General features: G+C 60.8%; 16 protein-coding genes and 1 tRNA gene. 11 read left to right on the top strand and 6 right to left on the bottom strand.

All coding sequences use genetic code 11. The features are described 5' to 3' along the window. Window positions 1–239: 239 nt before the first annotated feature. Window positions 240–842 (top strand): transcriptional repressor LexA, encoded by a 603-nt coding sequence (gene lexA, locus KBA32_RS11515; protein WP_294359047.1) that lies wholly within the window; start codon window positions 240–242, stop codon window positions 840–842. Between the two features lie 39 nt (window positions 843–881). Here lexA and KBA32_RS11520 read toward each other — a convergent pair whose 3' ends face one another. Continuing rightward, window positions 882–1,481: an ankyrin repeat domain-containing protein gene (locus KBA32_RS11520; protein ID WP_294359049.1), complete on the bottom strand. Its 600-nt coding sequence runs from the start codon at window positions 1,479–1,481 to the stop codon at window positions 882–884. A gap of 241 nt (window positions 1,482–1,722) precedes the next feature. On the opposite strand from KBA32_RS11520, the gene KBA32_RS11525 reads away from it, so the two are divergent. From KBA32_RS11525 to ftsB, 4 genes are all read left to right on the top strand, one after another. Continuing rightward, on the top strand, window positions 1,723–3,357 hold the full coding sequence (locus KBA32_RS11525) for a CTP synthase (protein ID WP_294359051.1): 1,635 nt from the start codon (window positions 1,723–1,725) through the stop codon (window positions 3,355–3,357). Next, a complete protein-coding gene (kdsA, locus tag KBA32_RS11530) occupies window positions 3,354–4,190 on the top strand; it encodes a 3-deoxy-8-phosphooctulonate synthase (RefSeq protein WP_294359053.1) in 837 nt (278 codons plus the stop codon). Before KBA32_RS11525 ends, kdsA begins: the two co-directional genes overlap by 4 nt. A gap of 63 nt (window positions 4,191–4,253) precedes the next feature. Further along, window positions 4,254–5,537, top strand: coding sequence for a phosphopyruvate hydratase (eno, locus tag KBA32_RS11535; RefSeq protein WP_294359055.1), 1,284 nt, complete (start codon window positions 4,254–4,256; stop codon window positions 5,535–5,537). Window positions 5,538–5,625: 88 nt separating this feature from the next. Continuing rightward, on the top strand, window positions 5,626–5,946 hold the full coding sequence (gene ftsB / locus KBA32_RS11540; RefSeq protein WP_294359057.1) for a cell division protein FtsB: 321 nt from the start codon (window positions 5,626–5,628) through the stop codon (window positions 5,944–5,946). Window positions 5,947–6,012: 66 nt separating this feature from the next. Here ftsB and KBA32_RS11545 read toward each other — a convergent pair whose 3' ends face one another. Further along, window positions 6,013–6,714: an SIMPL domain-containing protein gene (locus KBA32_RS11545; RefSeq protein WP_294359059.1), complete on the bottom strand. Its 702-nt coding sequence runs from the start codon at window positions 6,712–6,714 to the stop codon at window positions 6,013–6,015. 214 nt (window positions 6,715–6,928) lie between these two features. Here KBA32_RS11545 and KBA32_RS11550 point away from each other — a divergent pair, with 214 nt between their 5' ends. Both KBA32_RS11550 and KBA32_RS11555 read left to right on the top strand, forming a co-directional pair. Beyond that, the gene (locus KBA32_RS11550) at window positions 6,929–7,399 is read left to right on the top strand and encodes a peroxiredoxin (RefSeq protein WP_294359060.1); all 471 of its coding nucleotides are present in this window, start codon (window positions 6,929–6,931) and stop codon (window positions 7,397–7,399) included. Next, entirely contained in the window at window positions 7,396–7,893 is a 498-nt protein-coding gene (locus KBA32_RS11555; RefSeq protein WP_294359062.1) for a peptidylprolyl isomerase, read from the top strand. Before KBA32_RS11550 ends, KBA32_RS11555 begins: the two co-directional genes overlap by 4 nt. A gap of 76 nt (window positions 7,894–7,969) precedes the next feature. On the opposite strand, the gene mutS is transcribed toward KBA32_RS11555, so the two are convergent. Then, on the bottom strand, window positions 7,970–10,504 hold the full coding sequence (mutS, locus tag KBA32_RS11560) for a DNA mismatch repair protein MutS (protein WP_294359064.1): 2,535 nt from the start codon (window positions 10,502–10,504) through the stop codon (window positions 7,970–7,972). Window positions 10,505–10,796: 292 nt separating this feature from the next. On the opposite strand from mutS, the gene KBA32_RS11565 reads away from it, so the two are divergent. The 3 genes from KBA32_RS11565 to mscL all read left to right on the top strand — a co-directional run bounded on the left by KBA32_RS11565 (window position 10,797) and on the right by mscL (window position 14,637). Beyond that, window positions 10,797–11,837 (top strand): tyrosine-type recombinase/integrase, encoded by a 1,041-nt coding sequence (locus KBA32_RS11565; RefSeq protein ID WP_294359066.1) that lies wholly within the window; start codon window positions 10,797–10,799, stop codon window positions 11,835–11,837. 67 nt (window positions 11,838–11,904) lie between these two features. Beyond that, window positions 11,905–14,022, top strand: a complete 2,118-nt coding sequence (locus tag KBA32_RS11570; protein WP_294359069.1) for an acetyl-CoA hydrolase/transferase C-terminal domain-containing protein — start codon at window positions 11,905–11,907, stop codon at window positions 14,020–14,022. Window positions 14,023–14,211: 189 nt separating this feature from the next. Continuing rightward, window positions 14,212–14,637, top strand: a complete 426-nt coding sequence (mscL, locus tag KBA32_RS11575; protein ID WP_294359071.1) for a large conductance mechanosensitive channel protein MscL — start codon at window positions 14,212–14,214, stop codon at window positions 14,635–14,637. A 494-nt stretch (window positions 14,638–15,131) separates the two neighbouring features. Here mscL and KBA32_RS11580 read toward each other — a convergent pair. From KBA32_RS11580 to uvrA, 3 genes are all read right to left on the bottom strand, one after another. Continuing rightward, window positions 15,132–15,207 (bottom strand) — tRNA-Ala (locus KBA32_RS11580). Window positions 15,208–15,369: 162 nt separating this feature from the next. Beyond that, the gene (locus tag KBA32_RS11585) at window positions 15,370–15,669 is read right to left on the bottom strand and encodes an HU family DNA-binding protein (protein WP_294359073.1); all 300 of its coding nucleotides are present in this window, start codon (window positions 15,667–15,669) and stop codon (window positions 15,370–15,372) included. 166 nt (window positions 15,670–15,835) lie between these two features. Beyond that, window positions 15,836–18,682 (bottom strand): excinuclease ABC subunit UvrA, encoded by a 2,847-nt coding sequence (gene uvrA, locus KBA32_RS11590; RefSeq protein WP_294359074.1) that lies wholly within the window; start codon window positions 18,680–18,682, stop codon window positions 15,836–15,838. Window positions 18,683–18,875: 193 nt separating this feature from the next. On the opposite strand from uvrA, the gene KBA32_RS11595 reads away from it, so the two are divergent. Next, window positions 18,876–20,090 carry an MFS transporter gene (locus tag KBA32_RS11595; protein ID WP_294359075.1) on the top strand — a complete coding sequence of 405 codons (1,215 nt, stop codon included), beginning with the start codon at window positions 18,876–18,878 and terminating at the stop codon, window positions 20,088–20,090. Window positions 20,091–20,188 lie beyond the last annotated feature (98 nt).

Raw genomic sequence — 20,188 nt, forward strand, 5'->3', positions numbered from 1 at the left:
CTCGATAGCTACCTCGGTTGGTTCCGCGCCATCGACCGGTCCGGCTGTGCCGGCCTCAATCCTGTCTCAATGCTCGCTTCTGCCATCCGCGTGTAGCCTCGTCCTTACTTAACGCGAACTGAGCCTACCGAAAGCCGTCAAGCACAGGTAATATACTGGTGTTTTATCCAGCAGTTCTCCATACTGGAGCTAAATGGATACCCCTTACAAAAATACAGCTATCTATTGGAGGCACGCCCGTGACCAAACTTACGCCCCGGCAACAGGAAATTCTTGACTTCATCCGTAACACGCTTGAAGTCCTCGGTGCGCCGCCGACGCGCGCCGAGATTGCCAACGCGTTCGGTTTCGCCTCGCACAACGCGGCGGAAGAGCATCTGAAGGCGCTTGCCAGGAAGGGCATCATCGTTCTCGAGCCGGGTTCGGCACGTGGCATCCGGTTGGTCGAGCAACTGGGGTTGCCGCTCATCGGCAGCGTTGCGGCGGGAAGTCCGATTCTCGCAGTGGAAAACGTGCAGGGACGTTACGCGCTGGATTCGTCACTGTTCAAACCGCGCGCCGATTTTCTCCTGCGTGTGCGCGGCTTGTCGATGATCAATGCCGGGATTCTGGACGGCGATCTCTTGGCGGTGCATCGCAGCAGCGAGGCGCGTAACGGGCAGATCGTCGTCGCCCGGCTCGACGACGACGTAACGGTCAAGCGCTTTCGTCAGCATGGTGCCATTGTGGAACTTGTCGCCGAGAATCCGGACTTCGCTCCGATCGTGATCGATACACGCGAGCGGCCGGTCGAGATCGAGGGAATTGCGGTGGGCCTCATTCGCGGTGGCGAAGCGATGTAGCGCGATGAGGCATTTTGTACTTTGGTTGCGCCGAAGTTGCTATTTCTTTTCGGAGTAGCCCTTGAGGAGCTTCGTTGTAACCGGGTGCTGGTTCTGTACGGCGTAATCCAGCGGAATCTTTCCGTCGGCGTCTTTGGTCAAGGGGTTGGCGCCTTTTTCGATCAGGTACTTCGACAGTTTTGGTTGCCCGGTCGACGCCGATAAATGAAGTACTGTCTGGCCTGACGTCGATGTGATGGCGACGTCGGCCTTCTTGTCGATCAGGACTTCGACTGCTTGCCGCCCGCCGGAGAGTACGGCTGCGTGCAGCGGTGTCATCCCGACGTTGTCCTTGGCATTGATGTCGGCGCCGCGCTCGATCAGGAATTCCATCGTCTTCAGGCGCCCGTAGAAGGCCGCCATATGCAGCGGCGTTCTGCCGAGAGCGTCCCTGCTGTCGATGTTGGCGCCGGAGTCGAGCTGGGCCCTGATCTCGTCAAGGTCTCCCTTGATCGTCGCCTTGGTTATTGCCGGTTCCGCGACGGGCGGTGCTTCGCTCACGACCTGTTCTTCAGGGGCTGTTTCGACGGGTCGGTTGCAGGCTGAGAGTTGCAGCGTCAGCACGCCGAGAAAGAGGCTCGCCGCAAGTTGATTGGTCACTCCAAGGCATCGACTACGGCCGTCAGAGCGACGAACTGTGGTGCGTTGGTTCATGTGCGTCTCGAGTTACGAGTGATCAGGGTCATGCCGAATAATAAACGATTGAATGCACGTTTGCTCCAGTCAATGGGACGTTGTCGGCAGTGGCAACATGCCGCTGCGAATGTGAAGCGGCCATTCTTCGCTTTTGGCGTGTTTCGGTTTTCGGCTACAATTCGGCTTTCCCGCTGCAGATATTTCCATGACCAAATACGTCTTCGTTACCGGCGGTGTGGTGTCCTCGCTCGGCAAGGGCATTGCTGCTGCTTCCCTGGGTGCGATCCTCGAATCGCGTGGCATCAAGATCACCCACCTCAAACTCGATCCTTATATCAACGTCGATCCCGGAACGATGAGTCCGTTCCAGCACGGTGAGGTTTTTGTCACCGAGGACGGCGCCGAGACTGACCTCGATCTGGGCCATTACGAACGCTTCACCAGCGCACGCATGACCCGGCGCAACAATTTCACTACCGGTCAGATCTACGAAACGGTGATCAAGAAAGAACGCCGCGGCGAGTACCTCGGCAAGACCGTTCAGGTAATCCCGCACATTACCGACGAGATCAAGAACCATATCCGGCGCGGCGCCGAAGGCGCCGACGTGGCGATTGTCGAAGTCGGCGGCACCGTCGGCGACATCGAATCGTTGCCGTTCCTCGAGGCCATCCGCCAGATGGGGCTGCAGGAAGGTCGCAATAACGCCTGTTACATGCATTTGACGCTGCTGCCGTATATTCCGACGGCGGGCGAACTGAAAACCAAGCCGACGCAGCACTCGGTGAAGGAGTTGCGCGAGATCGGTATCCAGCCGGACATCCTGCTTTGCCGTGCGGACCGCCATATTCCGGAAGACGAAAAGCGCAAGATCGCGCTGTTCTGCAATGTGCAGAGCGAAGCGGTCATCGAATGCCTCGACGCTGATTCGATCTACAGGATTCCGGCGATGCTGCACGATCAGATGCTCGACGAGATCGTCTGCCATAAGCTGGGCATCCTTGCCAAGGCGGCCGACTTGTCGATCTGGAAGAGGATGGTGCATTCGCTCGAGAATCCCGAGCGTCTGCTCAACATCGCCTTTGTCGGCAAGTACGTGGACCTGACCGAGTCGTACAAGTCGCTGACCGAAGCGTTGATTCACGCGGGTATCCACACGCGCAGCAAGGTCAAGATCAACTACATCGACTCCGAAGAAATCGAGAGCAGCGGTTGCGCATCGCTCAAGGGTATGGACGCCATTCTGGTTCCCGGTGGCTTCGGCAAGCGCGGCACCGAAGGCAAGATCATCGCCATCCGCTATGCCCGGGAGAACAAGGTTCCCTATCTTGGCATCTGCCTTGGCATGCAACTCGCGGTGGTCGAGTATGCGCGCGACGTCGCCGGCCTCGTCGGCGCACACAGCACCGAATTCGAGAAATCGACACCGTATCCGGTCATCGGTCTGATCACCGAGTGGCAGGACGCTTCGGGCAAGGTCGAGAAGCGCGATGAAAGCTCGGATCTCGGCGGTTCGATGCGCCTTGGCGGACAGGTCTGCAAGCTCGGCGAAGGAACGCTGGCGCGCGAAATCTATGGCAAGGACGAGATCGTCGAGCGCCACCGCCATCGCTACGAAGTCAACAACAGCCTGCTCGGCGAACTCGAGGAAAAAGGTCTGGTTGTCGCCGGCCGCGCCCCGGGAACGGATTTGTGCGAGATGATCGAGCTGCCGAAGTCGGTTCACCCGTGGTTCGTGGGTTGCCAGTTCCACCCGGAATTCACCTCGTCGCCGCGCAACGGCCACCCGCTATTCACGTCCTTTGTCCGTGCGGCGATAGATTGCAAGGGCGGCAAATGAAGCTGTGCGACTTTGAAGTCGGGCTGGACAGGCCGCTGTTCCTGATCGCGGGGCCATGCACTGCCGAATCGCTTGAGCTTTGCGTCGAAGTGGCCGGACGGATGAAAGAGGTCTGTGCCCGTCTGGGCATGCCCTACATTTTCAAGGCATCGTACGACAAGGCCAATCGCAGTTCCGGGCGCTCGGCGCGTGGCCCGGGATTGGATGAGGGCCTGAAGCTCCTCGCAGAGGTGCGTCGGCAGACGGGCGTTCCGGTGCTGACCGACGTACATACCGAGGACGACGTCAAAGCCGTCGCTGCGGTTGTCGACGTCCTGCAAACGCCGGCGTTTCTCTGCCGGCAGACCGATTTCATCCAGGCCGTGGCGACCTGCGGAAAACCGGTGAATATCAAGAAGGGGCAGTTCCTCGCGCCGGGTGACATGAAGCACGTCGTTGCCAAGGCCAAGGAAGCCAATGGCGGCGCAGACACGATCATGGTCTGCGAGCGCGGCGCGTCTTTCGGTTACAACAATCTGGTTTCCGACATGCGCTCGCTGGCCATCATGCGTGAAACGGCGTGTCCGGTCGTCTTTGATGCGACGCATTCCGTTCAGTTGCCCGGTGGTCAGGGTACGGTTTCCGGCGGGCAGCGCGAGCATGTCCCGGTCCTCGCGCGCGCAGCGGTTGCAGCGGGGATCTCCGGGCTGTTCATGGAAACGCACCCTTGTCCGGAAAAGGCGCTCTCCGATGGCCCCAACAGTTGGCCGCTCGATCGCATGGAGCGTCTTCTTGCGTCACTGGTTGCCCTTGATCGGTTGGTCAAGGGCGACGGGTTCGAGGAACTGCGCTAGTCGTCGCAGACCTGCATGCCTTCGTAACGCTGCACACGTTTCTTCTGTAGAAAAGGAAAAACCATGAGCTCTGTTGTAGATGTTGTTGCGCGCGAGATTCTGGATTCCCGCGGAAATCCGACCGTTGAATGCGACGTATTGCTCGAATCCGGCGTCATGGGGCGCGCCGCCGTGCCGTCGGGCGCGTCGACCGGATCGCGCGAGGCAATCGAGTTGCGTGACGGTGACGCAGGCCGCTATCTGGGCAAGGGCGTCATGCAGGCGGTGGAGAACGTCAATACCGAGATTGCCGAAGCGATCATCGGCCTCGATGCGCAGGAGCAGGCCTTTATCGATCAAACGCTGATCCAGCTCGACGGCACCGAAAACAAGTCGCGTCTCGGCGCCAATGCGATGCTTGCCGTGTCGATGGCGGTTGCCAAGGCAGCCGCCGAAGAGTCCGGCTTGCCGCTCTACCGCTACTTCGGCGGTTCGGGCCCGATGCAGATGCCGGTGCCGATGATGAACATCATCAATGGCGGCCAGCATGCCAATAACAGCCTCGACTTCCAGGAATTCATGATCCTGCCGGTGAGCCAGGGCTCGTTCCGCGAGGCCCTGCGCTGCGGCGCCGAGGTCTTCCACGCGCTTAAGAAGCTGCTCGACAAGAAGGGCTTCTCGACCGCGGTCGGCGACGAGGGCGGTTTTGCGCCGAATCTTGGCAGCCATGCGGAGGGTCTGCAGATGGTCGTGCAGGCCATCGAAGCGGCCGGTTATTTCCCGGGCGAGGACGTCCTGATCGGCCTCGACTGCGCCGCCTCCGAGTTCTACAAGGACGGCAAGTACCATCTGGATGGCGAGGGACTGCAGCTCACTTCCGAGCAGTTCGTCGACTACCTCGCCAATCTTGCCGATGCCTTCCCGATTGTCTCGATAGAGGACGGCATGGCCGAAGGCGACTGGGATGGCTGGAAACTGCTGACTGACCGTTTGGGTGAACGCATCCAGATCGTCGGTGACGACGTTTTCGTGACCAATACGCGGATCTTCAAGGAGGGCATCAAGAAAGGCATCGCCAACTCGATCCTGATCAAGATCAACCAGATCGGTACCTTGTCCGAGACGTTTGCCGCCATCGAGATGGCCAAGCGCGCCGGTTACACCGCCGTGATTTCGCATCGCTCGGGCGAAACCGAGGACAGCACCATTGCCGACATTGCGGTCGGCATGAATGCCTTGCAGATCAAGACCGGATCGCTCTCCCGCTCGGATCGCATCGCCAAGTACAACCAACTGCTGCGCATCGAGGAAGATCTCGGCGATACGGCTGGCTACCCCGGGCGTGACGCTTTCTACAATCTTCGGTGAGCAGCCGAAGATCCGTTGTGAACAGTGCATCCCGAGCCATCTCGCCAGAGGTGGCTCGGTATTTTTTCGTCTTCTCACCGGTTGAAGAATGCGCTGGCTCTCGGTTGCCCTGATTGCGCTGATCGCACTCTTGCAGTATCCGTTGTGGATCGGCAAGGGCGGTTGGCTGCGCGTGTGGGACGTCGACCGGCAGCTGCAGTTGCAGAAAGAAGGCAACAAGATGCTGGAGATCCGGAACGCCGGTCTTGATGCCGAAGTCCGCGATCTCAAGCAGGGTTATGACGCCATCGAGGAGCGGGCGCGCTACGAGCTGGGCATGATCAAGGAGGGCGAAGTCTTCGTCCAGATTCCGGAACGCTCTGCTGCAAAATCTGAGCCAGGATCAACCGCTGGAACGGGCGCGAACTGACCGAAGTCGGGAATGGCCGAAGCGCCATTTCCCACATTCCCGGTTTCCGAACAGCCGCGGTCTCTGCTACTCCAGTTCGACCTGCCCGGAAACATTGGCGGTAACTTGAGACTCGCCCGCCTCGATCGGCATCGGTGCGGCATCCGACATCGCTGATTTGGCCGCCATGCGGAACATCGGCTCGGCAATCCTCCCGCCGGTATTTACCGACAGGTGCTTGAGCTGGTAGGACTTGCCCAGCGCATCGGCAACGACCTTGGCGCGTGCCTTGAAGGCGGTAAGCGCGTCAAGCATCGCTTCGTTCTCCGCCTTCTTGCGCGTCTCGGGCGACGGTTGCACGACGAGGCGGGATACGCCCAGCGACGTCTGCAACTTGCCGAGCAACTCGGACATCGCTGCCGTATCGCCCGATTCCAGCGACAGTTCCGAGCGCATCCGCCACGACTCGATCTTTCCCGACTTCGAGTAGGCAGGGTAGGTGCTGGTGTTGCCGCTCTGCACCTTGATGGCGGGATACGATCTGGACACTTTCACCGCTTCGGCGATCAGGGCATTGACCTGTCGCGCGAGATCGCCGAGCGCGACGCCGGACGCTTCAGCCGAGAGCACCGCATGGATCTGATCGTTCGCCGCGGGGCGGCTGGCTTCGGCCGATAGATCGACCGTCGGCAACTTGGCGGCGGGGAGGTCGGGTTGTGCGATCGCCGACGTTGCGGCAATCGCGGAAAAGAAGCATACGGTGGTAAGCAGGTTTCTCGGGTTCAACATGAATCTTCCTCCGGTGACGAGAGATCGAATCTTTTCGCGGTGCCGCGGTCAGTGGTTGCGCATTACCGAAAAACAGGCATGATAGGGCCGCGTTTCGTGCGGTCATTCTAGCTCAGCACCGTTTTTTATTTCTTCTGGTCACGTTGCTGAAGCTTGGTAGAATCCGATTCACTCGTTCGCCCTGGCGGACGGGGAGGGTAATTAAGGAGGCGCAATGCTGAAAATTGGACAGGCGGCACCAATGTTCGTCCTCCCCGATGCGGATATGGAGGACATCGACATTGCCCGGTTTCGCGGCAACAAAAATGTCATCCTGTTTTTTTACCCGAGAGACGACACACCGGCCTGCACGCTCGAAGCCACCGATTTCTCGGACCACGAGGACGAGTTTTCACGGCACGGCTGCACGGTCATCGGCATCAGTCGTGACGATTGCCTCAAGCACGCCGAATTCCGCGACAAACATGGAATCTCGGTGCGGCTCCTGTCGGATGCCGAGGGCGTGGCGTGCAAGCAGTACGGCGTGTGGCAACCGAAGGAAGTGGACGGGGTCAAGAAGCACGGTATCGTGCGCTCGACCTTCGTTATCGACAAACAGGGCGTTCTCCGTGTTGCATTGTACGGAGTCAACGCCAAAGGCCACGCGCTCGAAGTGCTGCGCGAGGTGAAGGAACTTAATTCATGAATATGCAAGTTGAAAGAAACTCCGTCGTAACCCTCGACTACAGCGTCACTGATCCTGATGGCGAACTCGTCGATGCGGGCCAGGAACCGCTGGTCTATCTGCATGGCGGATACGATGACATCTTCCCGAAGATCGAAGAAGCGCTGCATGGAAAGAAAGTCGGCGAGTCGGTCGTCGTCAAGATGCAGCCGGACGACGCGTTCGGCGAGTACGACGCAGAACTGATCCAGATGGAATCGCGCAAGGGTTTCCCCAAGGAACTGGAAGTCGGGATGCAGTTCGAAGGCGTGCCGGAGGGCGGTGATGACGACGATATCCTGATCTACCGCGTGACCGAAATCGCGGACGACAAGGTCGTTCTCGACGGTAACCATCCGCTGGCCGGCATGGCGCTGGTTTTCACCTGCACGGTGACTTCAATTCGCCCGGCGAGCGCCGAAGAGATCGAGCACGGTCATGTCCATGAAGACGGTGACTGCGAGCACGACGACTGATCGGGAGTCGCCATGAAAAAAACGCAGCGTCCGGCTGCGTTTTTTGTTGGTGCCGAGTACCCGGTGCCTTGCCACCTCATCGGATCAGCGACTTGAGCTCGTAGAGCGCATCGAGCGCCTGCTTTGGTGTCAATTCGTTCGGATCGATGCTATCCAGCCGCAGCAGCACCGGACTCGGCTCAACCTCGATCGGTTCCGGAATCGATGCGAACAGGTCGGGTTGCAGCGGATTGATCGACGCGCGCTGCTCGAATTCGCGCAGTTGCCGCTTGGCTGCCTTGACCACGGAATGGGGAATGCCGGCCAACGCGGCAACCTGGATCCCGTAACTCTGGTTGGCCGGCCCGTCTTCGACCGCGTGCAGGAAAACGATGCGCTCGCCGTGCTCGACGGCGTCCAGATGGACGTTGGCGAGGTCGGCGTATTCGTTGGCGAGCAGCGTGAGTTCGAAATAGTGCGTGGCGAACAGGGTCAACGCTCGGTTCTTCTCGACGAGGTGGCGGCAGATGGCAAAAGCGAGCGCCATGCCGTCGAAAGTCGAGGTGCCGCGCCCGACTTCGTCCATCAGCACGAGGCTGTTTTCGGTGGCGTGGTGCAGGATGGCGGCCGATTCGGTCATTTCGACCATGAAGGTCGAGCGGCCGGATGCCAGGTCGTCGGAGGCGCCGATGCGCGTGAAGATCTGGTCGAGCGGGCCGAGCGTCACCCGGCTGGCAGGTACGAAGCTGCCGACATGGGCCATCAGCGCGATCAAGGCCGTCTGCCGCATGTAGGTCGACTTGCCGCCCATGTTCGGGCCGGTAATCAACAGCAGGCGGCGGCCGTCACCGAGTTTCGTGTCGTTGGCGATGAACGACTCGCCTCCGGCCAGTTCGTTTTCGACGACCGGGTGGCGACCGCCTTCAATGAAGAGGCCGGGTTCGCTCGAGAAGATCGGCCGGCAGTAATTGCGTGATTGGGCGATGGCGGCGAAGGCAGCGAGCAGGTCGGTCATGGCGACAGCGCGGGCGATGAGCTGCAATTGCGGCAGATCGGTCTGCAAAGCGGTCAATACGCTGTCGTATAGCAGCTTCTCCCGCGCCAGTGCGCGATCCTGCGCGGACAATGCCTTGTCCTCGAACGCCTTGAGTTCGGGCGTGATGTAGCGCTCGGCGTTCTTCAGCGTCTGCCGCCGGCGGTAGTCGTCGGGTACCTTGGCGGCATTGGCGTTCGTGATTTCGATATAGAAACCATGTACTCGGTTGTACTCGACCTTGAGGTTGGCGATGCCGGTGCGTTCGCGCTCGCGTGTCTCCAATTCGATGAGATACGCGCCGCAGTTGTCGTTGATGCCGCGCAACTCGTCGAGTTCGGCGTCGTAGCCGTTGGCGATGACGCCACCCTCGCGCAGCAAGGCCGACGGTTCCGGGAGAATCGCCGCGCTGAGCAGGTCGAGTGCCGCATCCGGTGTCGCAAGCTGATCAAGGAGCTCGGAGAGCAGCGGCGAAGCCGTGGCGACCAGCGGTGTGCGCAGTTCGGCCAGTCGATGCAGACTGTCGCGCAGGCTCGACAGGTCACGCGGTCGTGCACTGAACAATGCGACGCGACCGGCGATACGCTCGATGTCGGCGAATCCGCGCAAGGCTTGCCGGATCGCATGAACTCGCTGGGCGCCATCATCAATCAGCGCCTCGATCGCGGCGTGGCGCGCCGCCGGAATCGCCGGATCGCGCAATGGATGATGCAGCGCGTGACGCAGGGAGCGTGAGCCCATCGAGGTGATGCACACGTCGAGCAGGCTGCACAGCGTCGGTGATGGCTGGCCGCGCAGCGTTTCCGTAAGTTCCAGATTGCGCCGAGTGGCCGTGTCGAGGCCGAGGAAGGCGCCGTCGCGCTCCACGATCAGCGCCTGCACATGCGGCAGGGCGCACGTCTGGGTTGCCTGTGCGTAGCGCAGCAGCGCGCCGGCCGCCGCGATCGCCGGACGCAGGTGGTCGGCACCAAAGCCGGAGAGCGACGCCGTCTTGAAATGGGCGCACAACTCGCGCGTCGCCGCCTCGGTATCGAAGTGCCAGTCCGGCTGGCGGGTCAGTGCAGTGTCCGGGGCAAACGGCAAGGCGAGGCTCTCTGCCGCGATGATTTCGGCCGGGCGGATGCGTTCGAGCGTCGCCGGCAGCTTCTCGAGCGGGACTTCGCACAACCTGAATTCGCCGCTGGCGAGGTTGAGCCAGGCCATGCCCGCCAACTGGCGCGTCGTGCTCAAAGCGAGCAGCAAGACGTCGCGCTTGTCGTCGAGCAGCGCGGCGTCGGTCAGTGTGCCCGGTGTGACGATGCGCGAGACGGCGCGCTCGACCGGACCTTTGCTCGTCGCAGGATCGCCGATTTGCTCGCAGATCACGACGGATTCGCCAAGCTTGACGAGCCGAGCGAGATACTGCTCGACCGCGTGGTACGGAACGCCGGCCATCTTGATCGGCTGGCCGGCACTCTGCCCGCGCGTCGTCAATGTGATGTCGAGCAGGTGGGCGGCTTTTTCTGCATCTTCGAAAAATAGCTCGTAGAAGTCGCCCATGCGGTAGAAAAGCAGAAGTCCCGGGTGCTGTGCTTTCAGCTTCAGGTATTGCTGCATCATGGGCGTATGATTTTTGAACTCGCCGTCCTCCGTGGGTTTTTGTTTTTTTGCCATATATAATCAACAGGTTATCGTTATCTCTTCTCGCCGTTCGCCGCAGCGTTCCGCCATTCGCCGCCGGGTTCCCGGCCTTTTTCGCTTCCCCGCGGCTTCCCGGGAAGCCGGCTGAGGTACAAAATCGGTTTTGGGAAGCCAAAATTCGGATTCCCAGAAAATTTCCAATAAAAACAACGGCTAACCGGTCACATTCCGGGAAGCCTAAAAGACCGAAGGAATCGACGTGAAACACGAATTGACGCTCGCGAACATCAAGTCTTTCGTCCTGGAAAAGAAGTCCGTCGGCGTCGATTCCGAAGGTCGTATTATCTTCGAACCCAACCTCCGGGGCGAACCTTACTATGTGTTCGACTCGGCCTCTGGGGCTCCGGTCGGCATCGCGCCGAAAGTGGCCAAGCGAAAGACCTTTGTCGTTCAGAGGAAAATCGAGGGCAGGACGTTCCGGGACAGTCTCGGGTCCGTCGCCGAGTTTCTCCAGGAGAAGGACGGGGTGGAGAAGGCCAGAGCAGCCGCCGCGAAGATCGGGACGGAGATTCGCACGCAGCAGATCAATCCGAGCGTCGTCGCTCGGAAGCAGTCCGCCGCCGAACTCACCCTCGGACAGGCCTTCGCGGCCTACCGAGAGCACCTGACGACCCGTGAGACCAAGCGGGCAAACGAGGCGACCCTGAAAGTCTTCGATCGGTGCGTGAAACGGTTCGACGACTGGAACGATCGGAAGATTCGGATGATCGACATCGACGAGCTCGTCGAGCGTTGCAAAGCGAGGCAGAAGGTCGCGGCGACGGCGAACGAGCAGGAGTTCCGGCAGACATACAACCGAACGACGCACGCGGCGAGGAAGTGGGTTTTCCCCGCGATAAACAAGCCGAGCAAGGCGGGACACTACGTAGACGCCAAGGATCTGCTCGAGCAGATCCGCGACATGGCCGGGATTCCGGCCCTGACCCGGCACGACCTGCGTCGCAGCTTCGGCACCGTTCTCGAAGCCCTCGAGGCTCCCGCCTCCATCAGCAAGCGATTCATGAATCACGATCAGTCCGAGACGCACAACCGCTATACGCAAGCCGAATGGGAGCGGATGAAGGGCTGGATGGAGCGCATCGAACAGGCCATTCTCACGAAAGGCCCGAACGTCTGGAACTCGCTCAAGCCGCTCGAAAAGTCGCCTCTGCCGGCCGGAGATCTTCCGGCCGTCCCGGCCGACAAGCCGAGAACGGGACGACCCCGACGGGAGTATCTCGTTTGCTTTGTTGTTCATTGCCCTCGTTTTTGAGAGTATGCAAATGGCGCAGAAACCGGCGAAAACATTCGATGCGCTGCCCGTTTCGGGGGAAACAATAATGAATGACTCAATCCGTGTATCGAGCATCGAGGCGTCGATCGACGCACTGATCGAAAAAGTCGGACGCAAGCTGGTTCTGGCGATGCCGCTCGGGATTGGCAAACCGAACGTGTGGATCAACGCGCTCTACCGGCGGGCGAAGAGCGACCCGTCGATCGAGCTGCGGATCATCACCGCGCTCTCGCTCGATCGCCCCAAGGGTCGCAGCCTGGTCGAGCGCCGCTTCCTCGACCCCTTCGTTCAGCGCATCTTCGGCGACTATCCCGACATGGACTACGCGCTCGATGCCCGGCGCGGCAAGCTGCCGCCGAACGTGATGCTGAGCGAGTTTTTCCTCAAGACCGGAGCCGACGTCGGGAACAGCGTTGTCCAGAGCAACTACATCTACTCCAACTATACGCATGCGGTCCGCGATGCCTTTACGCACGGCGTCAACGTTTTTGCACAGGCCATGGCGCTCGAAGAGACGGACGAGGGCGAACGACTGTCGCTCTCCTGCAACCCGGATTTGACGCTCGATGCGATGGATATGGCCGTCAGCACCGGCAAGAAGACGATGATCCTGGTCGGTGTCGTCAATCGCTCGATGCCGTTCATGCTCAACGATGCCGTCCTGCGACCGGACCAGATCGACATCCTGGTCGACGATCCGGCTGCCACGCATACGATGTTCGGGCCGCCCAACATGAAGATCGACGATCAGGACTACGCCATTGCGCTTTGGAGCAGCACCCTGGTCAAGGACGGCGGCACGTTGCAGATCGGGATCGGCTCCCTCGGCGACGGTATCGCCCATGTGCTGATCGAGCGCGATGGCGACAACAAGACCTATCGCAACATGATTTCCGCCCTGTCCGAGGGGCAGAAGGCGCCGACGAAGGCACTCGGGCCCTTCCGTGAAGGGCTCTACGGTTGCAGCGAGATGTTCGTCAACGGCTTCATGGCGCTGATCGACGCCGGCGTGATCCGGCGCGAGGTCTTCAATCACGATGGTTTGCAGCGTCTGCTCAACTCGGGGCGCGTCGGGTTGATTCCCGACGAAGGCATGCTGTCCGCGCTGCTTGAGGCGCGCATCATCGGCTCGCCGCTGTCGCGTGCCGACGTGAGCTTCATGCATCACTTCGGCATCCTGCGCAAGGAGGTCGATTGGGTCGAGGGACAGTTGATTTGTGGCGATCAGGTCTTGTCGACCGACGTCGCCGACGCGCAAAACCGTGCCGCGATTGCTACGCATATGCTGGGTGATCGGCTACAGCACGGCTACCTTTTGCATGGCGGCTTCTTCATCGGCCCCAGCAGCTTCTACAAACGGCTGCGCGAAATGCCGCACGACCTGCTGCAGAAGATCAACATGACGCGTATTTCCTACATCAACGACCTGTTCGGGCATGAAAACGTCGCGCGTGAGCAGCGTCGCGACGCGCGCTTCATCAACACCACGATGATGGTGACCCTGCTCGGTGCCGCGGTTTCCGACGGGCTGGACGACGGCAATCTGGTTTCCGGCGTCGGCGGGCAGTACAACTTCGTCGCCCAGGCGCACACGCTGCCAGACGCCCGTTCGATCCTGATGCTGCGCTCCTGGCGCCTGAACAAGAGGGGCAAGGCGGTTTCGAACATCGTCTGGAGCTATGGTCACGTCACCATTCCGCGCCACCTGCGCGACATCTTCGTCACCGAATACGGTATTGCCGATGTGCGCGGAATGAGCGACGCCGACGTCGTCAAACGCCTGCTCGCCATCGCCGATTCGCGCTTTCAGGACGACCTGCTGGAGAAGGCGAAGCGACATGGGAAGATAGAAGTGGATTACGTGATTCCGGCAGAGCAGCGCAACAACTTGCCCGAAAGGATCGAGGCGCGGCTGGCGGCATTCCGGGCCGCCGGCAAGTTGCCCGATTTCCCGTTTGGTACCGACTTCGACGCCGCCGAACTCGCGACGGCCAAGGTGCTGATGAAACTCAAGGAACGCAAGGCCTCGCCTGTGGCGATGTTCAAAACGTTGATGAGTGGCCTGACGGCCAAGCCCGACCCCGTTGTTCTCAAGCGCCTCGGGCTGGAGCATCCGACCTCGCTTGAAGAGCGCATTCTGCGCGCGCTGGTGAGCGGTTGCTGATTCGCAATTCGTGAAAAAGGTGCGGCTGATGATTTGGTGCGAAGTTCGCGGCCAGTGCAAAGACGGATATTTCCCGCCGCTTTATGACAAAATACTCAGGTGCCCGTTGGTGCAGGATTTCGCAAGCAAAGGGCGATAGTCTGATCGAGTAGATTTACCGTGTTGTCTGACCGCTATAAAGGAGAAACCATGAGCATGTTGAAGGAGTTCCGGGAATTTGCAATGAAGGGCAACGTCATGGATCTTGCCGTCGGCGTGATCATTGGCGGGGCATTCGGAAAGATCGTCGACTCGGTCGTGAGCGACCTGATCATGCCGCTCGTCGCCTGGATCATGGGCGGAAAGCTCGATTTTTCGGGTATGTTCTTCGTTCTCGGCAAGGTGCCGGAAGGTACGGCCATGACGCTGGACGCGCTCAAGAAGGCGCAGGTGCCGGTTTTCGCCTACGGTAATTTCATTACCATCCTCGTGAATTTCGTCATTCTGGCGTTCATCATCTTCATGATGGTCAAGCAGATGAACCGCCTGCGCAAGGCCGAACCGCCGGCCCCACCAACCGCCACGCCGGAAGATGTCGTCCTGCTGCGCGAGATTCGCGACAGTCTGAAGAAGTAGTTCGCCGGACAATGCAACGGAAACGGCGCACCGCGGAGTGCGCCGTTTCCGTTTGTGCGTCGGACCTTGATTCGCGACACCCGATCTTGCGTCGGCAAGCGTAAAAAAGTTCACCTTTTGCCGCAATTACGTCGGCTACAATCCGCGCCGAAAAATCCTGGGTCAGCAATGGTTGCCCACATGGATGCTTGGACTGCCGGTGTGAAATAACAGGATGTAGCGATTCCTGAAACGTGATGATTTACCAGAAGGCAAGGCCGTTGATGGTGCGTCAGCTATCGAGAGAAGATCGGGAAAAGACAGAAGGGCCTCAGCGTGAGTGCGATGGGGGCATTCGATAGGCGAAAGAACGTTGAACCGCGAAAAATACAGGTCGTCGAAATGAGCGAATCGGAATGGGAGCAACTCTTCCGCGAACGCGAGAATTCGAACTTGTCGTAACACAACGAAAAAGGCCAATTCCGAAGAATTGGCCTAAGTCTTTGAATCCATTCTGGTGGAGACGGGCGGGATCGAACCGCCGACCTATTGATTGCGAACCAATCGCTCTCCCAACTGAGCTACGCCCCCATTTGAAGGCGCTGATTCTACGCGGGCTGATCTATAGCGTCAATCTGTCAGGCGAGATTGTGCCGATAAAAAAGCTGGGAAGAAGTTGTCCGGGCGACGGATGTGCGTAAACGAAATCGGGGCTTGCCATGTGGCAAGCCCCGATTGCTTTTGTCTTGCTTCTTATTTCTTCTTCTTGCCCTTGGAGGCTTCTGCAACCGCCGCCTTGAAGGTGGCACCGGCGGAGAACTTCGGAACGGTGGTCGCTGCGATCTTGATCTTTTCGCCGGTCTTCGGGTTCTTGCCTTCGCGAGCGGCGCGTGCGGCTGCCTTGAACGAGCCGAAGCCAACGAGGCTCACGCCGTCGCCCTTGGCGACAGCCTTGACGATGGTTTCGATAACGGCATCCAGAGCTTTGCCAGAGGCAACCTTGGAGAGTTCAGTGCTTTCGGCGATTGCGTCGATCAATTCAGACTTGTTCATAGTAACTCCTGTTGTTGATAGTTGAGAGCCTCACTGGTGCATCGCAAGCGATTCTTACACTTCAAACGCTGAGAGGGAAGGGGGGCGTTGCGAGAAATCGTAAAGAACTTCAAAAAAATGTTGTTTTTCGGCGTTGATTGCCTCTTCGCGACGCTTGGCATCGGCGCTAACGCTTGTCGAACATGGGCTTGAGGAACTTGCCGGTGTGGCTTTTTGCGCTTTTCGTTATGACGTTCGGCGTACCTGTGACCAGGATTTCGCCGCCGCCGTCGCCGCCTTCGGGGCCGAGGTCGACGATCCAGTCGGCGGTTTTGATGACGTCCAGGTTGTGCTCGATGACGACGACGGTGTTGCCGTGGTCGGCCAGGCGATGCAGCACCTTGAGCAGCATTTCGATGTCCTGGAAGTGTAGGCCGGTGGTCGGTTCGTCGAGGATGTACAGCGTCCGGCCGGTGTCGCGCTTGGATAGTTCGAGCGCGAGTTTCACCCGTTGCGCTTCGCCGCCGGAGAGCGTGGTCGCCGACTGGCCGAGGGTGATGTAGGAGAGGCCGACATCGACGAGCGTCTGCAGCTTCCTAGCGATGACGGGGACGGCGTCGAAAAATTCGCGCGCCTGCTCGACGGTCATCTGCAGGATGTCGTGGATATTCTTGCCCTTGTACTGCACTTCCAGCGTTTCGCGGTTGTAGCGCTTGCCGTGGCAGACGTCGCAGGCGACGTAGATGTCGGGCAGGAAGTGCATTTCGACCTTGATCACGCCGTCGCCCTGGCAGGCCTCGCAGCGCCCACCCTTAACGTTGAACGAGAAGCGGCCGGGGCCGTAGCCGCGTTCGCGCGCGGCCGGCACACCGGAGAAGAGTTCGCGGATCGGCGTCATCAGGCCGGTATAGGTCGCCGGATTGGAGCGCGGGGTGCGGCCGATCGGCGACTGGTCGACGTTGATCACCTTGTCGAACTGGTCGAGGCCGACGATTTTGTCGTGCTCGGCCGGTTCGGCGGTGGAACCATACAGGTGCTTCGCGGCGGCGGCGTAGAGCGTGTCGTTGATCAGCGTCGATTTGCCCGAGCCCGAGACGCCGGTGATGCAGGTGAGCAGGCCGAGCGGCAGTTCGAGGGTGACGTTCTTCAGATTGTTGCCGCGCGCGCCGACGATCTTCAGCAGTCGTTCGGGGTCGGCCTGGCGCGGCTTGCCCGGCGCCTCGATGCGACGGCGGCCGGCGAGGTAGTCGCCGGTCATCGATTCGGCGTTGGCCATGACCTGTGCGGGCGTGCCTTCGGCAACGACCACGCCGCCGTGGACGCCGGCGCCGGGGCCAATGTCGACGACGTAGTCGGCGCTGCGGATGGCGTCTTCGTCGTGTTCGACGACGATCACCGTGTTGCCGATGTTGCGCAGGTTCTGCAGGGCTTCGAGCAGGCGATGGTTGTCACGCTGGTGCAGGCCGATCGACGGTTCGTCGAGGACGTACATGACGCCGGTGAGGCCGGAGCCGATCTGCGAGGCCAGGCGGATACGCTGCGCCTCGCCGCCGGAGAGGGTTTCCGCCGAGCGATCAAGCGAGAGGTAGTCGAGGCCGACGTTGATCAGGAACTGCAGGCGGCTGGTGATTTCCTTCAGCACCTTCTCGGCGACCTGCGCCTTGTTGCCGGCAAGCGTGAGATCGAGGAAGTAGTCGCGTGCCTGCTTCAGCGGCATCCGGTTGATCTGGTGCAACGTCAGCGCGTCGGGGCCGGCGCCGATGCGTACGTGGCGCGCTTCCTCGCGCAGGCGGGCGCCGTCGCAGGTCGGGCAGGTCTGGTTGCTGATGAATTTCGCAAGTTCCTCACGCGCGGTCGCCGAGTCCGACTCGCGGTAACGGCGTGCAAAGTTGTTGACGATGCCTTCGAACGGATACGACTTGTCGTAGTGCTTGCCGCCGAAATCGCTGACGTAGCGGAAACGGATCGACTCTTCGCCGGAGCCGTAGAGCACCGCATTGCGGCAATTTTCGGGCAGTCCGTTGAACGGCGTGTTGAGGTCGAAACCGTAGTGTTCGGCCAGCGCAGTTGTGAACTGGAAATAGAAGTGGCTCTTCTTGTCCCAGCCGCGAATCGCGCCGGCGGCCAGCGACAGATCCGGGCGTACAACGATGCGCTTCGGGTCGAAGAACTGGATGACGCCGAGGCCGTCGCACTTCGGGCAGGCGCCGATCGGGTTGTTGAACGAGAAGAGGCGCGGTTCGAGCTCCTGCAGCGAATACGAGCACACCGGGCAGGCGAACTTGGCGGAGAACAGGTGTTCCTTGCCGGAATCCATCTCCAGTGCGATGGCGCGGCCGTCGGCGTGGCGCAGCGCGGTCTCGAACGACTCGGCGAGGCGCTGGCGGATGTCGTTGCGCACCTTGAGGCGGTCGACGACGACGTCGATGGTGTGCTTCTGCGTCTTGGCGAGCTTGGGCAGCGCGTCGATCTCGTAGATCGTGCCGTCCACGCGCAGGCGGGCGAATCCTTGTGCACGCAGTTCGGCGAAGAGGTCCTGCTGCTCGCCCTTGCGGTTGGCGACGACCGGCGCAAGGATCATCAGCTTGGTGTCGGCGGGCAAAGCCAGCACATGGTCGACCATCTGCGAGACGGTCTGTGCGTCAAGTGGCTGTTGATGCTCCGGGCAGTACGGCGTTCCGGCGCGGGCAAAGAGCAGGCGCAGGTAGTCGTGGATTTCGGTGACCGTGCCGACCGTCGAGCGCGGGTTGTGGCTGGTGGCCTTCTGCTCGATCGAGATGGCCGGTGACAAGCCCTCGATCAGGTCGACGTCCGGCTTGTCCATCATCTGCAGGAACTGGCGCGCGTAGGCCGAGAGCGACTCGACGTAGCGGCGCTGACCTTCGGCGTAGAGCGTGTCGAACGCCAGCGAGGACTTGCCGGAACCGGACAGGCCGGTGATGACGGTCATGCGGTTGCGCGGCAGGTCGAGATTGATGTTCTTCAGGTTGTGCGTGCGTGCGCCGCGAATGCGGATTTCCTTGAATTCTTCCATTTGGGGGCGTGGCCAGAGGGGAAAAGCAAACCTGCTACTATACGCAACAGTACGCTGCGCCGGCTTGCCGAGGGGCTGGAAACTGCGGTACGCGCTTACGACAGCCCCAGCCCCGCCTTGTTCCTGAACCGATTGCGTGCCGGATAGTCTCAGCCCGGCTTATCGACTCCCGTTCCCCCTTTCTCCCGCCGACATGCTTTCTCCAACTCACGATGCACTGACCCCGGCCGAACGGCGCGCCGGGATCGGACTGGCCTCGATCTTCGCCCTGCGCATGCTGGGCCTGTTCCTGATCCTGCCGGTCTTCTCCGTCTATGCAAAAGAACTGCCGTCGGGGAGCAATGTTGCGCTCGTCGGACTGGCGATCGGCGCCTACGGCCTGACGCAGACCTTCTTGCAGATCGCCTACGGCGCGGCGTCCGACCGCTTCGGGCGCAAGCCGGTCATCGTCTTCGGGTTGCTGTTGTTCGCCATAGGCAGCTTTGTCGCAGCCGCCGCGCACGACATCCACGGCATCATCCTCGGGCGTGTCTTGCAAGGCGCCGGCGCCATCTCGGCCGCAGTGACGGCGCTCGCCGCCGACCTCACGCGCGAACAGCACCTCACCAAGACGATGGCGATGATCGGCTCGTCGATCGGGCTGGTGTTCGCGCTGTCGATGGTCGGTGCGCCCGTCCTCTATGCGTGGATCGGCATGCACGGGATCTTCGCGCTGACCGGCGTGCTCTCGCTGCTGGCGATCTTCGTCGTCCTCCGGGTCGTTCCCGACGCGCCGGCCGTGCCGCGCCAGCCGGGCTGGTCGAGCTTCGTCGAGGTGCTGGCGAACCCGCTGCTCCTGCGCCTGAACTTCGGCGTTTTCGCCTTGCACGTGATGCAGACGGCGATGTGGGTGCTGCTGCCGTCGGCGCTGGTCGCCAGCGGCGGACTGGCGGTCGGCGAACACTGGAAGGTCTATCTGCCGACGGTGCTTCTCTCCTTCGCTTTCATGGTGCCGGCGATCATCGCCGCCGAGAAGCACGGGCGGATGAAGCTGGTATTCAACGCCGCCATCACCCTCCTGCTGGCCGTGCAACTCGGTTTCGCCTTCTACGGCGCCGGATTATTGCCGCTGGCGTTCTGGCTCTTCCTGTTCTTCGTCGCCTTCAACGTGCTCGAAGCGACGCAGCCGTCGCTCATCTCGCGCATTGCGCCGGCGCACGCCAAGGGGGCCGCGCTGGGCATCTACAACACCACCCAGTCGCTCGGCCTGTTTCTCGGCGGAACGCTTGGCGGCTATCTGGCGAAAAACGCCGGTCCGTTCGCCGTTTGGGGGGGCTGTGCCGCGCTTGCCGCGGTCTGGCTGGCGGTCGGTCTTGGAATGAAAATGCCGCCGCCACGCAGCGCCGGTCGGGCGCAGAAATCTTTATAATCGCCGGTTTTCGCACACCCTTCATGGAGGCAACATGGCTTCGGTCAATAAAGTAATTCTTGTCGGAAATCTGGGCGCCGACCCGGAAACCCGCTACA

The sequence above is a fragment of the Propionivibrio sp. genome (assembly GCF_017995515.1).
GTDB lineage: Bacteria > Pseudomonadota > Gammaproteobacteria > Burkholderiales > Rhodocyclaceae > Propionivibrio.